Genomic DNA, 15,297 nt, shown 5'->3' with positions numbered 1-15,297 from the left:
GAGGTGGTGAGGGTCCAGGCCCACATTTCGCGTGATCGCCTCTCCAGCGGCTCTGACGTCCCTCTGGGGCTCGTTCTTCTGGAGCGCTAGGGGAGGCCGAGGGCGCTTTCCCAGAACCAGTTCCAGCGGATCTCATCGCGGAAGCGGTTCTCGCCCGCTTCGTACAACACGCCGATCGCGCCGTTGCCGATCAGAACCATGTCCGAGTACGCGGCAAAGTCGTCGTCGATGCGCACGCCCTTGGGATTGAGGGTGCCGTTGTAGTCGCGCCACGTCGTGCCCTCGTCGAATGACGACCGCACGTTCATGCCCCGGGGGTTGTTGTTGGTCTTCGGTGTGGCGGGGGCCGAGAGCAGGATGCGGCTGTACGAGCTGGTGCCCCAGCGCTGGCGCAGCGTGGACGGGTGGGTGGGCGGGGCGGTGATGGAGGTGTCGACGCGGAAGTCGCCGTGGAAGGTGTCGCCGCCGTCGCGGCTGACGCCCCGGGCCATCCCCTGCACGGAGGTGGGCTCGTCGAGCGCACCGTTGCGGGCGATCACCAGGATGCCGCCGTCGGTCTGCTCGACCAGCGTCGGCTCACTGAGCTTCAGCACTGACTTGCTGTACGTGGCGGTGGCGCCGATGCGCCAGTTCCCTCCGTGGTCGTCGCTGTAGATCAGCCTGACGCTCTGCCGGTCGCCGACGGCGAAGTAGACCGGCACCACCAGCCGTCCTTTGTGCGGCTCGCGCGCCTTCTGGATGCCGTGTCCCGGGCCGGTGGCGAACCAGTCGGCGGCCCCCGCCGGAGCCTTGATCACGTTCGACAGGTCCGTCGGCGCCGACCAGGTCTTCCCGTCGTCGGCGCTGACCCGGACCGCCGGCTTGCGCGGCGTGGTCCGGTCCGCGGCCGGCTCGGAGGTGGTGAACAGGAACACCTTGCCTTCCTGGGAGTCGTCCGGCAGATCGGCCAGGTCGGCCACCACCGTCGCGTTGCCCTGCAGGACCTCCCCCGGCTTGCTCGGCACGACCGGCCGGCTGGTTTCCCAGTCGACGCCGTTGTTGAGGGAGCGCCGCATGACCACGTCGAACACGCCGTGGTCGGCGCACGACTTGTTCCGCCGCTCGGCGAAGGCGAGCAGCACGTTGCGCTTGGTCTTCACCACCGCGGGCAGGCGGAAGCAGGTCTCCTGCCGCTCGCCGGTGTTCGGGTCTTGGGTGACGATCTGCTTCCACAGGGACTGCGTGTGGAAGGTGTACGTCGGCGCCTGGTCGGCGACGGCGGGAGAGGCGGTGAGGACGACCGACGCCATCACCGCCGTGGCCCCAGCCCCGATCGTCCGAATTGTCCGAGATAACCGCACGAGTACCTCCACCTTGATTGTCGAATCCACCGATGTGCCGGCGCCTCCGGCCCGATCGGCAGAGCGTAGGCCGAGCCGGGCAGCCCGAGCGGTATGGTCGGGCCGGGCTCTCGTCCAGATAGTGCCGTCAATGCCTTAGAAGAGCGCGCCCGAGAGCACCCGCGCGGCGTTGCGGACCTGGACATCCAGCGCCTTGCGGTACGCGCGCACCACCTCGGCGTTGTCCTCGATCAGCCGCTGCTGGTACGCCGCGGTGACCGCCGCGGCCACGCCGAGGTAGTTCACCTGCTGCTTGCAGCGCACGTCGGCCAGGCTGACCTCGATCTCGTCGGGTGTGGCGGTCTTCCCCGACCACCAGCGCGGATCGTCGTTGGCGTGGGAGGGCGAGCGGTAGTCGTACCCCTGCCCCCTCATACAGGCGCTCCACCTGGTGGTGACCGCCTTGAAGCGGCTGTCGGCCTCGGCGCGCCGGGTCGATTCCAGGTGGAGCCGTGCGATCACGTCGTCCGGTGCGTGCGGAGCGCCTGTGGCGAGCTTGCGGTCGGCCTCCCCGTAGCACCCGCCCTCTGGGATGGGCGTGCCGCGAAGTGAGCTCGCGCCCCGCCCGGACAGCACCAGTTGCTGGTCGGGTGAGGGTTTGGCTCCCTGGCCGTTATCGTTGGCGGGCTCGTCCTTCAGATGGTCGGGACGGTGGTACCCATATTCCGCCGCCTGGTCGGGAGGCGTGTAGAGGAATCTGCGATACAGCCGGGGAATGAATGTGGACGGCTGCGGCTCCGGGGCGTTCCAGCGGAATCCGAACCGTTGCATACATGAGGCCAGCAGCAGCCGGTGGGCCCGTCTCATGGAAAGTGTCTGCTCCGGCGTGGCATAGTAACCGTCCAACGGCAGGCGGATTTCCCGGTCGCTGCGGGGAGTGGACACGGCGATGGGCGGCTCTCCATTTTCCGCGGGTGAGGATTGGCAGCCGAAGACGGCCGTCGCGACCAGGCCGAAGCCGATGACGATACGCGGACGCAGGAAAAACCGAGGGTGAAAGAAACGCACCTGAGAGAACCTCCTGAAGATCCCCTTCCCGCCGCCGGGACGGCGGGAAGGGGCGGCCGGAACCGCGGGCTCGGCTACTGAGTCTCGTATCGCACCGAGGAAGCCATGTTGTTCAGGCCGAGGGCGCCCAGATCGGCGACCTTTTCATCCGGCCCGAGATCGAGCATCCAGCCGGTGTAGCCGGGGTTGCGGTAGAGGTTGAGCACCTGGCTCCACTCATTGGCCTCGATCGGGTAGTTCTCGATCGAGGTGACCTGGTTGTCCAGCGGACGACCGTTGTCGAAGGTGTCGTTGGAGAAGTCGCGGTCACAGCAGTCGAACCACTTGTCTCCGCCGGCGAAGTCGAAGTCCCGCCACTCGTACAGCCAGATGTCCGCCTGCGCGGGCGGTGCCGTGACTACGACGCCCAGTGCCGCGGCGCCGGAAAGCGCGCATGCGGCGAGGACACGTTTGACTTTCACGATGGAATCCTTTCGCTCAAGGCAGGATGGGCCGCTCCTCAAGGTAGGCAAAATTTGATGATTTGAAATCAAACTCGAAGTCGACCTCCCGCTCGAACGAATGCGGTAGCCGATCTGCCGCTGTCAACCGGCTGCGGTAGGCAAGGTTGACCGTCGGCGGTATGGCGGGGCTTTCCGCACATCCAGCAGAGCAGGAAAGGAAACCGCAGTGTAGCGGCACATTTTCCTTTCCCGTAAGCTCGCGGTCACTTACCGGCAAATCCTGTCAACGTGAGGTCTCGGTCTGGACCCACGGCGTGAATCTACGGCGGCGCAGCGCCACGCGGCACCGCAGGGCGTGGATAAGAGGAAGCCCTAGCCCCCTGCCCCAGGGCAGACTGGAGACATGAGGATCAAGGTGCCGGAGGCGTTGACGGAATCACACATCAAGTACGAAGGGGAGGCCGGACGCGCCTGGTCGGCCGGGCTTCCCGCGCTGGCCGAGCGGTACCTGGAGGAATGGGACCTGCGGCTCGACGGCGAGCCAGGGCATGGCGTGGTGTCCCTCGTGCTGCCCGTGATCCGCGCGGACGGGACGAAGGCCGCGCTCAAGCTGCAGCCCGTCACCGACGAGAACACCACCGAGGCGATGGGACTGCGCACGTGGGACGGGGACGCGTCGGTCCTGCTGCTCGACTCCGACCCCGAGACCGGCACCCTGCTGCTGGAACGGCTGCACGCCGACCGCCCGCTGTCGGCGATGCCCGACGACATCGGGGCGTTGAAGATCCTTACCGAGTTGCTCGCCCGGCTCGTCGCCCATCCCGCGCCTGATGGCATGCGCCGCCTCGGGGACATCGCCCAGGCCATGCTCGACGACGTGCCCGAGGCCGTCACGAAGCTACCGCGCGAGCGGGACCGCCACTGGCTGCGGTGGTGCGCGGACGCGGTCGCCGAACTCGTCGCCGAGCCCGGCGACCGGCTGCTGCACTGGGATCTGCACTACGACAACGTGCTGGCGGCCGACCGGGAGCCATGGCTGTCCATCGACCCCAAGCCGCTGGCCGGCGACCCGGGGTTCGACCTGGCGCCCGCCCTGTGGAACCGGTGGGACGACGTGGTCGCGACCGGTGACGTGCCGAGGGCGGTGCTGCGCCGCTTCGATGTGATGGTCGACGGGCTGGGCCTCGACCCGCAGCGGGCGGCCGGCTGGACGCTGGGCCGGGTGCTGCAGAACGCCCTGTGGGACGTGGAGGACGGCGAGCGCCAACTCAATGAGATCGGCCTCACCGTGGCCGAGGCCGTCCGCCAGCGGATCTGAGTCCGTCAGCCGACCTGAAGTCCGTCAGCCGACCTGAAGTCCGTCAGCCGATCTGAAGGACGATCTTGCCTGCGCCGTGCCCGGTCTCGATCTCCCGGTGCGCGTCCGCCGCCTCCTCCAGCCGGTACGCCCTCCGCACCGGGAACTTGAACCGGCCCTCGGCATACAGCCTGGCGTAACGCCCGAGCCGCTCGGCCGTACGGACGCCCTGGACGAGCTTCACCCCGAGCTCCTCCGCCTTGCCGTGCTCGACCAGCGTGACGATCCGCCCTCGCTCGGGGACGAGTTCGAGCGAGACCTCGAGCGCGTGCCCTCCGGCTCCGTCCAGGGCCGCGTCCACCCCGCCGGGCGCGAGCGCGCGCACCCGGTCGGCCAGCCCCTCCCCGTAGACGACTGGGATCGCGCCAAGGTCACGCAGATAGTCGTGGTTCACCTCGCGGGCCGTGCCGATCACCGTGGCCCCGCGCATCCTCGCGATCTGCACCGCCGCCGTTCCCACTGACCCGGCCGCGCCGTGCACGAGCAGCGTCTCTCCCTCCTTGACGCCGAGCCCGTCGAGGGCGAGTTCGGCCGTCTGCACGCCCGACGTCAGCCCGCCGGCCACCTCCCACGGCACGCCCGCGGGCTTGGGCGCCACGTCCGTCCCCGGGACCACGATGTACTTGGCGTAGGAGAACAGCGCCGAGAACCCCAGCACCTCGTCCCCCACCGACACCCCGGTCACGCCCTCGCCCACCTGATCCACCACGCCCGCGAACTCGTTGCCGGGGATCCGCGGATAGTCCGTCGCGGACAGGTACGGCGGCAACCAGCCCTGCCGCACCGCCGTGTCGAACGGCTGCACCCCGGCCGCCTTCACCCGCACGCGTACCTGCCCCGGCCCCGCCTGGGGAGCGGGGAGCTCCATCACTTTCAGCACTTCCGGACCGCCGGGCTCGGCGAAGGCCGCCGCCCTCATCACGTCGCTCATGCGGCCAAGCCTGCTACCTCAACCATGGTTGAGGTCAACTGCCAGACTCATTCGGGAACTTTCTGTTTTACTCGCGCTTTATCTCGATATAGTCCGACAGGACATCACACGGGGGATGGGCACCGAGGCGGGATGGGCGAGTTCTTAGACACCGCACTGAGCTTTCCGACGGTCATTTTCAGCTTCCTTCTTCTTGTGGTCGCCGGCTATTGGCTGGTGGTCATCACCGGTCTGTTCGAGCTGGATGACGACGCCGCCTGGCTGGGACTCGGGGGAGTCCCCGCCGGGGTCGCGCTGTCGCTGCTGATCGCGCTGGCCTGGCTGCTCTGTCTGGTCGGCAGCGTGGTCGTGGGCGGCGGGCTGCTGCTCGCCGTCCCCTTCGCCGCCGCGGGCGGGGCCTGGCTGGCCACCCGTGGCCTGCTGGTTCCGCTGCGCAGGCTGTTCCCCGAAGGGGACCGGGCCTCGCGCGGCGACTTCGTCGGTCAGATGTGCGTCATACGCACCGGCTCGGCCACTCACGACTTCGGCCAGGCCGAGGTCACCGCCGCCGACGGCTCGTCCGCGGTCGTGCAGGTGCGCACGACGGGGCAGGACCGCCTCGCTCGCGGCGACAAAGCACTCATCTTCGAATACGACGCAGACGGCGAATTCTTCTGGGTCATGCCCTACGAAAGCGAGCTTTGATGGACGTCATCTCAACCGGCTTCGGCGTTTTCCTCGCAGTCGTCCTGATCATCGTGATCGGCATCCTCATCCTCATCGCCCGGCTTTTCCGAAAGGTCGAGCAGGGCAAGGCACTGATCGTGTCGAAGGTCAACAAGGTCGACGTGACGTTCACCGGCGCCGTGGTCCTGCCCGTCGTCCACAAGGCCGAGATCATGGACATCTCGGTGAAGACGATCGAGATCGAGCGCACCGGCCGCGAGGGCCTGATCTGCCGGGACAACATCAGAGCCGACATCAAGATCACGTTCTTCGTTCGCGTGAACAAGACCGCCGAGGACGTCATCAAGGTCGCCCAGGCCATCGGCACCGCGCGCGCCAGCGACGAGACCACGCTGCAGGCGCTGTTCAACGCCAAGTTCTCCGAGGCGCTCAAGACCGCCGGCAAGCAGCTCGACTTCGTCGACCTCTACACCAAGCGCGACGAGTTCCGCGACGAGATCGTCCGGCTCATCGGCACCGACCTCAACGGCTACAGCCTGGAAGACGCCGCCATCGACTACCTGGAGCAGACCGGGCTCCACCAGCTCGACAAGAACAACATCCTCGACGCGCAGGGCATCCGCAAGATCACCGAATTGACGGCGATCGAGCACGTGCGCACCAACGAGTTCCAGCGCAACGAGGAGAAGGAGATCACCCGCCAGAACGTGGACGCGAAGGAGGCCATCCTCGAGCTGCAGCGCCGCCAGGCCGACGCCGAGATGAAGCAGAGGCGCGAGATCGAGACCGTCAAGGCCCGCGAGGAGGCGGAGATCGCCCGCGTGCAGGCCGAGGAGCGGCTGCGCGCCCAGACCGCGCACATCAGGACCGACGAGCAGATCGGCGTCCAGCACGAGAACAAGGACCGCGAGATCGCGGTCGCCACGAAGAACCGCGAGCGCGTGATCGCCATCGAGTCCGAGCGCATCGAGAAGGACCGCGTCCTCGAGGTCATCGCCCGCGAGCGCGAGACCGAGCTGTCGCGCATCGCCAAGGACAAGGAGGTCGAGACCGAGAAGCGGGCGATCGCCGAGGTCATCCGCGAGCGCATCGCGGTGGACAAGACCGTGGCCGAGCAGGAGGAGTCGATCAAGCGGCTGCGCGTGGTCGAGGAGGCCGAGCGCACCCGCCAGCAGGTCATCATCGCCGCCGAGGCCGAGGCCCAGGAGAACCTGGTCAAGGACATCAAGGCCGCCGAGGCCGCGGAGGCCGCGTCCAAGTTCAAGGCCCGCGAGGAGCTCGTGCTCGCCGAGGCCCGGCAGCAGGCCGCCGAGCTGGAGACCCGGGCCAAGATCCGGCTTGCCGAGGGCATCCAGGCCGAGTCCGCCGCCGCCGGCCTGGCGCAGGTCCAGGTCAAGGAGCGCGACGCCGAGGCCATCGAGAAGGTCGGCCGCGCCGAGGCCGTGGCGCTCAAGGAGAAGCTCTCCGCCGAGGCCGAGGGCGCCAAGGCGATGGCGGTCGTCGAGGGCGAGCGGCTCAAGGCCCAGGCCGAGGGCGAGCAGGCGATGGCGCTCGCCGGCGCGGCCGCGGTGGGCGAGAAGCTCAAGGCCGAGGCCGAGGGTCTCACCGAGAAGGCGGCCGCGCTCGCGGCGCTCGACGAGGCCAGCAGGGCGCACGAGGAGTACCGCCTGCGCCTGGAGGCCGACAAGGAGATCCGCCTCAGGCACATCGACGTGTCGCGGCAGGTGGCCGAGTCGCAGGCGAGCGTGCTGGCCGCCGGGCTCTCGAAGGCGAACATCGACATCGTGGGCGGCGACACGATGTTCTTCGACAGGGTCGTCGGCTCGATCACCGCGGGCAAGGTCGTGGACGGGTTCGTGGACCACTCGCAGGTCGCCGGCGCGATCGTCCGGCCCTACGTCAACGGTGAGGCCAGCCTGGCGGCCGACCTCGCGAACGTGGTGAGCGGCGTGCGTACCGAGGACCTCAAGAACCTGACCGTCTCCGCGCTGCTCATGAAGCTGATCCAGGACGGGGGCCCGCAGTCGTCGGCGCTCGGCGAGCTCCTCGAGACGGCCCGCCGCCTGGGCGTGGCCGACTCGCCGGTCGCCGCGCTGGCCCCGTCCAAATGAGCATGGGCCAAGTGAGCAGGGGAGAAATGAGCACGGTCGTCGAAGCGCAGCTGGAGGCGGGCACCTACGAGGTGCTCAGGAACCGCCTCCAGGCCCAGGCCAAGGCCCTCGCGACGGCGGCCGAGGCGCTCAACGGAGAGCGGTTGAAGGTCTTCGGCGGCGCCGAGCTGCGCCTGCTGGGCACCGAGCGGATCCGCACCGAGAACAACTGCGTCCCCAGGGACATCGTCTCCCTGGGCGACGTGATGTTGTTCGGCTACAACGTCTTCATAGGGCTCAAGCCCGAGACGGCGGTGTCCGACGTGTTCGCGGTGCACCGGTTCTCCAGGGACGGCGACGCCTTCAGGTTCGACGCCGACAAGCTCGACACGCTCGACGACCCCGCCTTCAAGAAGGACTTCGCCGAGCTCTACCGGTACTACAAGGAGACCCGGCTCCAGCAGCTCAGGCGGGTCGAGGGCAAGCTGCTCGCGGTGTTCCAGACCGGCCCCGCGGACTTGCGGGTGCTCCGGTGGACGGTCGGCAACGACGGGATCCCGAAATATCTGGACAACCGCGGTGAGCGCGACCACGTCTTCCCGCCGTCGCACGACTTCGAGTGGACGCCGACCACCCGCGACGACCACGTGCTCGGCCGGCACCCGCACATCTCGATCCAGGGCGAGGTGTTCGTCGAGACCGTCGGCGGCGACCTCACCATCAAGATCGAGGACAACACGGAGACCGGCGCGGGCATCTACTCCGAGCCGGTCACCGAGCAGCTGCAGAGCCTCGCCGACGCCGACGTCGAGTACGCCAGGGTGGGGCCGCTGATCCTCATGCGGATCCGGCCGTACAAGGAGACCGAGTGGCGCCACCTGGTCTTCAACGTCCGCACCAAGGCCGTGATCAGGTTGGACGGCATCGGGCAGGCCTGCCAGCGCCTCCCCGAGGACCAGGGGCTGATCTTTCCGGGGGGCTACTACCTGACCACCGGGGTCAGCAAGACGTTCGACACGGACGTGACGGAGCTGGAGTTCGAGCGGGTGGTCCGCTCGCCCAACGGCGAGGACGTCCTGTACGTCTTCCACGCGCGCGGCGACGGGCGCTCGCTGCTGCTGCCGTACAACGTGATCAGGAAGGAGGTGGCCAACCCCATCGTCTGCCACGGGTACTCGCTGTTCGACGACGGCACGATGGTGGTCTTCCGCGCCACCTCCGAGGAGCCGACCCGGGTCCACCCGATGCAGGTCTGGCAGACCCCGTACGTCTCCGACACGTACGCCGCCGCCCAGCCCGCCGGCACGGGCCCCCTCGAACGCATCGGCAACGCCGAGCTGGTACGCGGCATCTCCGACTGCCTCTCCGTGTCCCGCATGGTGGAGGAGATGGCGCCGTCGGCCGGCACGTTCGAGGGCCTGATCGCCGCCTGCACACGAACGTTCGACTCCTACCACTGGCTCGGCGAGCACGGTCTGCGCGCCCCGCTCGCCGACGTGCGCGCCACCGCCGAGCAGGTCCTCGACGAGTACGAGAACGTCGAACAGCTCACCCGCCAGGCGTCCGAGTCCCTCGCCAAGGCGACGGAGGAGACCACCCAGCTCGTACGCCAGGCGCGGGCCGACAGCCCGTCCACCGCCGACGCCTGGGTGACCATGCTGGCCACGCTGCGCCGCGCCCAGGGCCATCTGGTGACGCTGCGCGGGACCCGCTACATCGACCTGGCCGCGCTGGACGCGCTGTCCACGTCGGTGACCGAGGAGCTGGCGGCGACCGGCAAGCGGGCCGTCGCGTTCCTCTCGCGGGAGGACGCGTTCACCTCCTACCACGCGGCCGTCGACCGGCTGGCCGCCGACGCGGCCGCGATCGCCACGGTCGCCGAGGCCGCCCCCGTCGCCGACCGGCTGGAGGAGCAGGCGGAGGGCCTGGAGGTCGTCACCGAGGTCGTCGGCTCACTGGACATCGCCGACGCGACCGTACGCACCTCCATCCTGGGCCGCATCGCCGAGGTCCTCGGCGGCGTGAACCGGGCCCGCGCCGTGCTCGACGGGCGGCGGCGCGAGCTGCTCGGCACGGAGGGGCGGGCCGCGTTCGCCGCCGAGTTCGCCCTGCTCGGCCAGGCCATCACCGGCGCGCTGGCGGTGGCGGACACCCCCGGGAAGTGCGACGAGCAGCTCGGGCGGCTCATGCTCCAGCTGGAGAACCTGGAGTCGCGATTCGGCGAGTTCGACGACTTCGCCGCGCAGCTGTCTGCCAAGCGGGACGACGTCTACGAGGCGTTCTCGGCCCGCAAGCAGACCCAGCTCGACGAGCTGGCCCGCCGGGCGGACCGGATCTTCGCCTCGGCCGAGCGCATCCTCGGCAGCATCACTCGCCGGCTCGGCTCGCTCGGCTCCCTGGACGAGGTCAACACGTACTTCGCGACGGACCCGATGGTGGCCAAGGTCCGCTCGGCCGCAGGGGAGCTGCGCTCGCTGGGGGACGCCGTACGGGCGGAGGAGCTGGACGGACGGATCAAGTCGGCCCAGCAGGAGGCCGGACGCGCCCTCCGCGACCGCCTGGACCTCTTCTCGGACGGCGGCGAGACCCTGCGCCTCGGCCACCACCGCTTCGCCGTCAACACCCAGCCCATCGACCTGACGCTGGTGCCGCACGACGGCTTCATGTACTTCGCGATCACCGGCACGGACTACCGATCGCCCGTGCCGCCCTCCTTCGAGGACACCCGCCCCTTCTGGGACCAACTGCTGGTGTCGGAGACCCCCGAGGTCTACCGCGCCGAACACCTGGCCGCCTCCCTCCTGGACTCCGTGTCCCCCGGGGCTCCCCTGGCCGACCTGGTCCGGCAGGCCGCCGAATCCCGCTACGACGAGGGCTACGAGCGCGGCGTCCACGACCACGACGCCACGCTCATCCTGGACACGCTGGTACGGCTGCGCGAAGGGGCCGGGCTGCTGCGGTACCCGGCCGCGGTCCGGGCCACGGCACAGCTGTTCTGGGCTTTCGGGGTGGATGAGGTTTCACGTAAAACATTCACCACTCGTGCCGTGTCGCTGGTGCGCGCCCGCACGATCTTCGGCATCACCCCTGCACTGGATTCGGTGGCGGCGGAGCTGGGCGGCCTGATCGGCGAGTTCCTGGCCGGCCTGCGCACCGGTGCCGGGGACGTGCCGGCGGACACGGCCCGGTCGGCCGGGGAATATCTGGTCGAGGAGCTGGCGAGCAGCCCCTTCGGTTTCGTGACCAGCAAGGCGGCCCGCGACCTCCTCGAGGGTTTCCGCCAGTCCCTCGGCCCGGTCAAGGTCCGGGAGTTCGAGGACGACCTGAAGGCGGTCCCCCTGCCCGAACGCCTCCAGCTGGCCCAGGCCTGGCTGGGCGCGTACCACCAGGGCCCGGAGACGGCAGAGGCCATCGCCGTGCAACTCTGCGCCGACCTGCCCCGCCACGACTCCAGCGCCGCCACCACCGAAACCGTGGACGGCCTCCTGGGCACGCACCCCCGCATCAAGGACCGCAAGCTGCACGTCCAGCTGGACGAGATGCTCCCCAGGACCCGCCGCTTCCGCGAGGAACGCGTCCCCGCCTTCCGCGCCTACCAGCGCCGCAGGAACGAAGTGGTGGAGGCCGAACGCCACCGCCTCCGCCTGGACGAGTACAAGCCCAAGGTCATGAGCGCCTTCGTCCGCAACCGCCTGCTCGACGAGGTCTACCTGCCGCTGATCGGCGACAACCTGGCCAAGCAGCTGGGCGCGGCAGGCGCGGGCAAGCGCACCGACCAGATGGGCCTCCTGCTGCTCATCTCCCCACCCGGCTACGGCAAGACGACCCTGATGGAGTACGTGGCCAGCCGCCTCGGCCTGGTCTTCGTCAAGGTGAACGGCCCCGCCCTGGGCCACGAGGTCACCTCGCTGGACCCGGCGGACGCGCCCGACGCGACGGCCAGGCAGGAGGTGGAGAAGATCTCGTTCGCTCTGGAAACGGGCAACAACACCCTCCTCTACCTGGACGACATCCAGCACACCTCACCCGAGCTGCTGCAGAAGTTCATCTCCCTCTGTGACGCCCAGCGCCGCATCGAGGGCGTCTGGAACGGCCGGACCCGCACCTACGACCTGCGCGGCAAGCGGTTCGCGGTGTGCATGGCGGGGAACCCGTACACGGAGTCGGGCCGGCGGTTCCGCATCCCCGACATGCTGGCCAACCGGGCCGACGTGTGGAACCTGGGCGACGTCCTGTCGGGCAAGGACGAGCTGTTCGCGCTGAGCTACATCGACAACGCGCTCACGTCCAACCCGATCCTGTCCCCGCTCTCCAGCCGCGACCGGACGGACGTGGAGCTCCTGGTACGCCTGGCGAAGGGCGACACGACGGTCCAGCCCGACCAGCTCAAGCACCCGTACAGCAAGCCCGAGCTCGACCAGATCCTCAGCGTGCTGGCGAAGCTGGTCCGCGTGCAGGAGGTCGTGCTGGGCAACAACCAGGCGTACATCGCCTCGGCCGCCCAGTCCGACGCGGCTCGCACGGAGCCTCCGTACCGGCTGCAGGGGTCGTACCGGAACATGAACAAGCTGGCCGAGCGCATCGTGCCCGCGATGAACGACGCCGAGCTGGAGGCGGTGATCGACGATCACTACCTGGGCGAGGCGCAGACGTTGACCACGGACGCGGAGGCCAACCTGCTCAAGCTGGCCGAGCTGCGCGGCCGTCTGTCGCCTGCCCAGGCGGAGCGCTGGGCGGAGGTCAAGCGGGCCTACCTCCGGGCCAAGGCCCTCGGCGGCGCGGAGGACGACCCGATGACCCGGGCGGTGGGCGCGATCGGCCTGCTGGCCGACCGCGTCAGCGAGGTCGGCACGGCCATCAGGGAGTCCGACCGCTAGGGTGTCCGAGCCGTCAGTCGCCGGCGAGGGCAGCGGTGGCCTCCCGCTGCAGCGCCGTGGATCTGGTGAGGAAGTCCAGGATCACTTCCAGTTGCTCGTCGGTGTAGCGCTCGTACAGCTGTGACAGCGCGGCCACGAACGGCTCGAACAGCTCACCGAATCCGGTCAGCCGCTCGTAGTTGATCTCCACGATGACCCGTCGCCGGTCGCGGGTGTCGCGGACCCGGCGCACCAGCCACTTGCCCTCCAGCCGGTCGATCAGTCCGCTGACGCTCGCCGGCGCCAGCCCGGTGTGCTGCGAGATCTCCCCCGCCGTCAGCGGCCCGAGGCGTTGCAGCAGGTCGAGGGTCTTCTCCTCCGTCATGCCGAGGCCGAGCCGCTCGCCCATGGCGCTGTGGTACATCACCGCGGCGTTGCTGCTCTCCCTGCCCGCCACGGCGAGCTCCTCCAGCAATTTCTTTCGGTGCTCCGAAATACCTCTCGACACGGGTCCCGCCTTCGCCATATATTTCGTTCGACCGAACGAAAGGTTAGCACAATGAAGGCATTGATCATAGGTTGTGGCATCGCAGGCCCCGTCACCGCGATGGCCCTGCTCGAGGTGGGAATCGACGCCGAGATCCACGAGGCGTACGGACAGGACGCGGAGGGCGTGGGCTCGTTCCTCAACATCGCGTCGAACGGTCTGGCCGCCCTCCGCGTGCTGGGCGCCCACCGCAAGGTGCTGGACGCGGGCATCCCCACACCGCGCATGGTCATGTGGAGCGGCACAGGAAAGCGGCTCGGCGAGGTCGCCAACGGCCTGCGGCTCGACGACGGCACCGTGAGCCACACCATCCTGCGCTCCGACCTCTATCGGATCATCCGCGCCGAGGCCGAGCGGCGCGGCGTCAAGATCTCCTACGGCAAGCGCCTGGTCTCGTACGACGAGCGCGCGGGCCAGGTCACGGCCAGGTTCGAGGACGGCACCGAGGCCACCGGCGACCTCCTGATCGCCTGCGACGGCGTGCACTCGCGCACCCGCTCCATCCTCGACCCGCAGGCCCCGGCGCCCCGCTACAGCGGCCTGTACAACTTCGGCGGGATCACGAAGGACGGCGGCCTGAGCGGCGAGCCGGGCGTGTACAACATGGTCTTCGGCAAGCGCGCGTTCTTCGGCTACTCGACAAGCGAGTCGGGCGAGACCTGGTGGTTCGCGAACCTGCCCAGGCGGCTCGGCGACGTGCCGGCGAGCTGGAAGGCGGAGTTGGTCAGGGCGTTCGAGGACGACGCGATCTCCTCCGCCGAGCTCATCGCACGCAGTGAGATCCAGCTGGGGCTGCCGATCCACGACCTGCCGCCGGTGCCCGTGTGGCATCGCGGCCGGGTCCTGCTCCTCGGGGACGCGGCCCACGCCACCTCGCCCAGCTCGGGCCAGGGCGCCTCGCTGGCCGTCGAGGACGCTGTCGTGCTGGCCAGGTGCCTGCGTGACAGCCGGGACCACACGGAGGCGTTCCAGCGCTTCGAGGCCGAGCGGCGCCCCAGGGCGGAGCGCGTGGTGGCGTACTCGCGGACGATCAGCAACAGCAAGGCCGCGGGCCCGGTGGGCCGGGTCTTCCGCGACCTGATGCTGCCGATCTTCCTGAGGAAGAGCGCGAGCCAGGAGTCACTGGCCTGGATGTACCGCTACGAGGCGAGCCTGTGACACGGCCTCCGTGCCGGCGGGCACCAGCGGCAACCGCACGTCCGGGGTCGGGATCAGGCCCTGGGCGTGCAGCACGCCCTTGATCACGGTCGGGTTGGGCGCGGCGAAGAGCGCGGCCGACAGCCTGGCCAGCCTGTGCCCGAGCTCCCTCGCCCGTCCCGCGTCCCCCGCCTGCCAGGCGTCGGCCAGTTCCACGAACTCCCTGGTCCGCAGGTGGGCCGAGGCCAGGATCCCGCCCGCGGCGCCCAGCGCCAGCAGCGGCGAGATGAACGCGTCGTCGCCGCCGACCACCTCGAACCCGTCGGGCAGGTCCGCGAGCAGGTCGACGGCGTCCTGGTCGATCCCGCCCGCCGCGTACTTCACGCCCGCCACCATCGGGTGCGCCCCCAGCCGGCGCAGCGTCGCGGCGCCGACCGCCTGCCCCGTCCGGTACGGGATGTGGTAGATCACCAACGGCACCGGCGTCTCCTCGGCCAGCGCCTCGAAGTGCGCGATGACGCCGCGCTCGCCGGGCCGCAGGAAGTACGGCACGGTCACCAGCGCCGCCCCGACCCCCTCGGGCAGGCTCCGCAGCGCCTGAGCCGTCGAGTGTGTGTCGTTCCCGGTCACCCCCACCGTCAGCAGTGCCCGCCGCTGGGCGCAGACCCGCGCGCACACCTCGATCACCCCGGCGCGCTCATCGGGGTCGAGCGCGGCCACTTCCCCGGTGGTGCCCAGCGCGACCAGCCCGGCCGCGCTGTCGTCGAGCACCTGGTGGGCGAGCTTCTCGATCGCGTCCAAGGCCACCTCGCCCGCCGAGGTGAACGGGGTGACCAGCGGTACATGGATTCCTCTCAGCATGCTCCGAGCCTGACCCGGGACA

Annotated in this window: 11 protein-coding genes; 5 read left to right on the top strand and 6 right to left on the bottom strand. The window is 69.5% G+C overall.

Annotated elements, in window-relative coordinates:
• Nucleotides 1-86: 86 nt before the first annotated feature.
• The 3 genes from ID574_RS13455 to ID574_RS13445 form a co-directional block, all read right to left on the bottom strand.
• On the bottom strand, nucleotides 87-1,289 hold the full coding sequence (locus ID574_RS13455; RefSeq protein ID WP_188189122.1) for a sialidase family protein: 1,203 nt from the start codon (nucleotides 1,287-1,289) through the stop codon (nucleotides 87-89).
• Between the two features lie 186 nt (nucleotides 1,290-1,475).
• Nucleotides 1,476-2,186 (bottom strand): hypothetical protein, encoded by a 711-nt coding sequence (locus ID574_RS13450; protein WP_188189121.1) that lies wholly within the window; start codon nucleotides 2,184-2,186, stop codon nucleotides 1,476-1,478.
• Nucleotides 2,187-2,461: 275 nt separating this feature from the next.
• The gene (locus ID574_RS13445; protein ID WP_188189120.1) at nucleotides 2,462-2,848 is read right to left on the bottom strand and encodes a hypothetical protein; all 387 of its coding nucleotides are present in this window, start codon (nucleotides 2,846-2,848) and stop codon (nucleotides 2,462-2,464) included.
• Between the two features lie 385 nt (nucleotides 2,849-3,233).
• On the opposite strand from ID574_RS13445, the gene ID574_RS13440 reads away from it, so the two are divergent.
• Nucleotides 3,234-4,148, top strand: a complete 915-nt coding sequence (locus ID574_RS13440; RefSeq protein WP_188189119.1) for an aminoglycoside phosphotransferase family protein — start codon at nucleotides 3,234-3,236, stop codon at nucleotides 4,146-4,148.
• A gap of 43 nt (nucleotides 4,149-4,191) precedes the next feature.
• On the opposite strand, the gene ID574_RS13435 is transcribed toward ID574_RS13440, so the two are convergent.
• On the bottom strand, nucleotides 4,192-5,106 hold the full coding sequence (locus ID574_RS13435; RefSeq protein ID WP_188189554.1) for an NADP-dependent oxidoreductase: 915 nt from the start codon (nucleotides 5,104-5,106) through the stop codon (nucleotides 4,192-4,194).
• 144 nt (nucleotides 5,107-5,250) lie between these two features.
• On the opposite strand from ID574_RS13435, the gene ID574_RS13430 reads away from it, so the two are divergent.
• Genes ID574_RS13430 through ID574_RS13420 form a run of 3 tightly spaced genes read left to right on the top strand, consistent with a single transcriptional unit; the run spans nucleotide 5,251 to nucleotide 12,751 of the window.
• Nucleotides 5,251-5,802 carry a hypothetical protein gene (locus ID574_RS13430; RefSeq protein ID WP_188189118.1) on the top strand — a complete coding sequence of 184 codons (552 nt, stop codon included), beginning with the start codon at nucleotides 5,251-5,253 and terminating at the stop codon, nucleotides 5,800-5,802.
• Nucleotides 5,802-7,895, top strand: coding sequence for a flotillin family protein (locus ID574_RS13425; protein ID WP_188189117.1), 2,094 nt, complete (start codon nucleotides 5,802-5,804; stop codon nucleotides 7,893-7,895). The genes ID574_RS13430 and ID574_RS13425 overlap by 1 nt, the downstream gene beginning before the upstream one ends.
• A gap of 2 nt (nucleotides 7,896-7,897) precedes the next feature.
• Nucleotides 7,898-12,751 (top strand): DNA repair ATPase, encoded by a 4,854-nt coding sequence (locus tag ID574_RS13420; protein WP_442939301.1) that lies wholly within the window; start codon nucleotides 7,898-7,900, stop codon nucleotides 12,749-12,751.
• 13 nt (nucleotides 12,752-12,764) lie between these two features.
• On the opposite strand, the gene ID574_RS13415 is transcribed toward ID574_RS13420, so the two are convergent.
• Complete coding sequence (locus ID574_RS13415; RefSeq protein ID WP_223166645.1) at nucleotides 12,765-13,238, bottom strand: MarR family winged helix-turn-helix transcriptional regulator; 474 nt, start codon at nucleotides 13,236-13,238, stop codon at nucleotides 12,765-12,767.
• Nucleotides 13,239-13,289: 51 nt separating this feature from the next.
• Here ID574_RS13415 and ID574_RS13410 point away from each other — a divergent pair, with 51 nt between their 5' ends.
• Nucleotides 13,290-14,435: an FAD-dependent oxidoreductase gene (locus ID574_RS13410; RefSeq protein ID WP_188189115.1), complete on the top strand. Its 1,146-nt coding sequence runs from the start codon at nucleotides 13,290-13,292 to the stop codon at nucleotides 14,433-14,435.
• Here the strand turns inward: ID574_RS13410 and ID574_RS13405 are convergent.
• Nucleotides 14,397-15,275, bottom strand: coding sequence for a 4-hydroxy-tetrahydrodipicolinate synthase family protein (locus ID574_RS13405; protein ID WP_188189114.1), 879 nt, complete (start codon nucleotides 15,273-15,275; stop codon nucleotides 14,397-14,399). The genes ID574_RS13410 and ID574_RS13405 overlap by 39 nt on opposite strands.
• Between the last annotated feature and the right edge of the window lie 22 nt (nucleotides 15,276-15,297).

The sequence above is a fragment of the Nonomuraea sp. SYSU D8015 genome, assembly GCF_008065375.1.
Taxonomy (GTDB): Bacteria; Actinomycetota; Actinomycetes; order Streptosporangiales; family Streptosporangiaceae; genus Nonomuraea.
Note: the sequence above shows the minus strand (reverse complement) of the source record. Positions and strands in the feature narration are given on the sequence as shown.

Excerpts from the sequence above, each read along its gene's own strand:
- ID574_RS13420 (WP_442939301.1), top strand. The coding sequence starts at position 7,898 with ATGGGCCAAGTGAGCAGGGGAGAAATGAGCACGGTCGTCGAAGCGCAG.
- ID574_RS13410 (WP_188189115.1), top strand. The coding sequence starts at position 13,290 with ATGAAGGCATTGATCATAGGTTGTGGCATCGCAGGCCCCGTCACCGCG.
- ID574_RS13430 (WP_188189118.1), top strand. The coding sequence starts at position 5,251 with ATGGGCGAGTTCTTAGACACCGCACTGAGCTTTCCGACGGTCATTTTC.
- ID574_RS13455 (WP_188189122.1), bottom strand. The coding sequence starts at position 1,289 with ATGGCGTCGGTCGTCCTCACCGCCTCTCCCGCCGTCGCCGACCAGGCG.
- ID574_RS13450 (WP_188189121.1), bottom strand. The coding sequence starts at position 2,186 with ATGAGACGGGCCCACCGGCTGCTGCTGGCCTCATGTATGCAACGGTTC.
- ID574_RS13405 (WP_188189114.1), bottom strand. The coding sequence starts at position 15,275 with ATGCTGAGAGGAATCCATGTACCGCTGGTCACCCCGTTCACCTCGGCG.
- ID574_RS13425 (WP_188189117.1), top strand. The coding sequence starts at position 5,802 with ATGGACGTCATCTCAACCGGCTTCGGCGTTTTCCTCGCAGTCGTCCTG.
- ID574_RS13435 (WP_188189554.1), bottom strand. The coding sequence starts at position 5,106 with ATGAGGGCGGCGGCCTTCGCCGAGCCCGGCGGTCCGGAAGTGCTGAAA.
- ID574_RS13440 (WP_188189119.1), top strand. The coding sequence starts at position 3,234 with ATGAGGATCAAGGTGCCGGAGGCGTTGACGGAATCACACATCAAGTAC.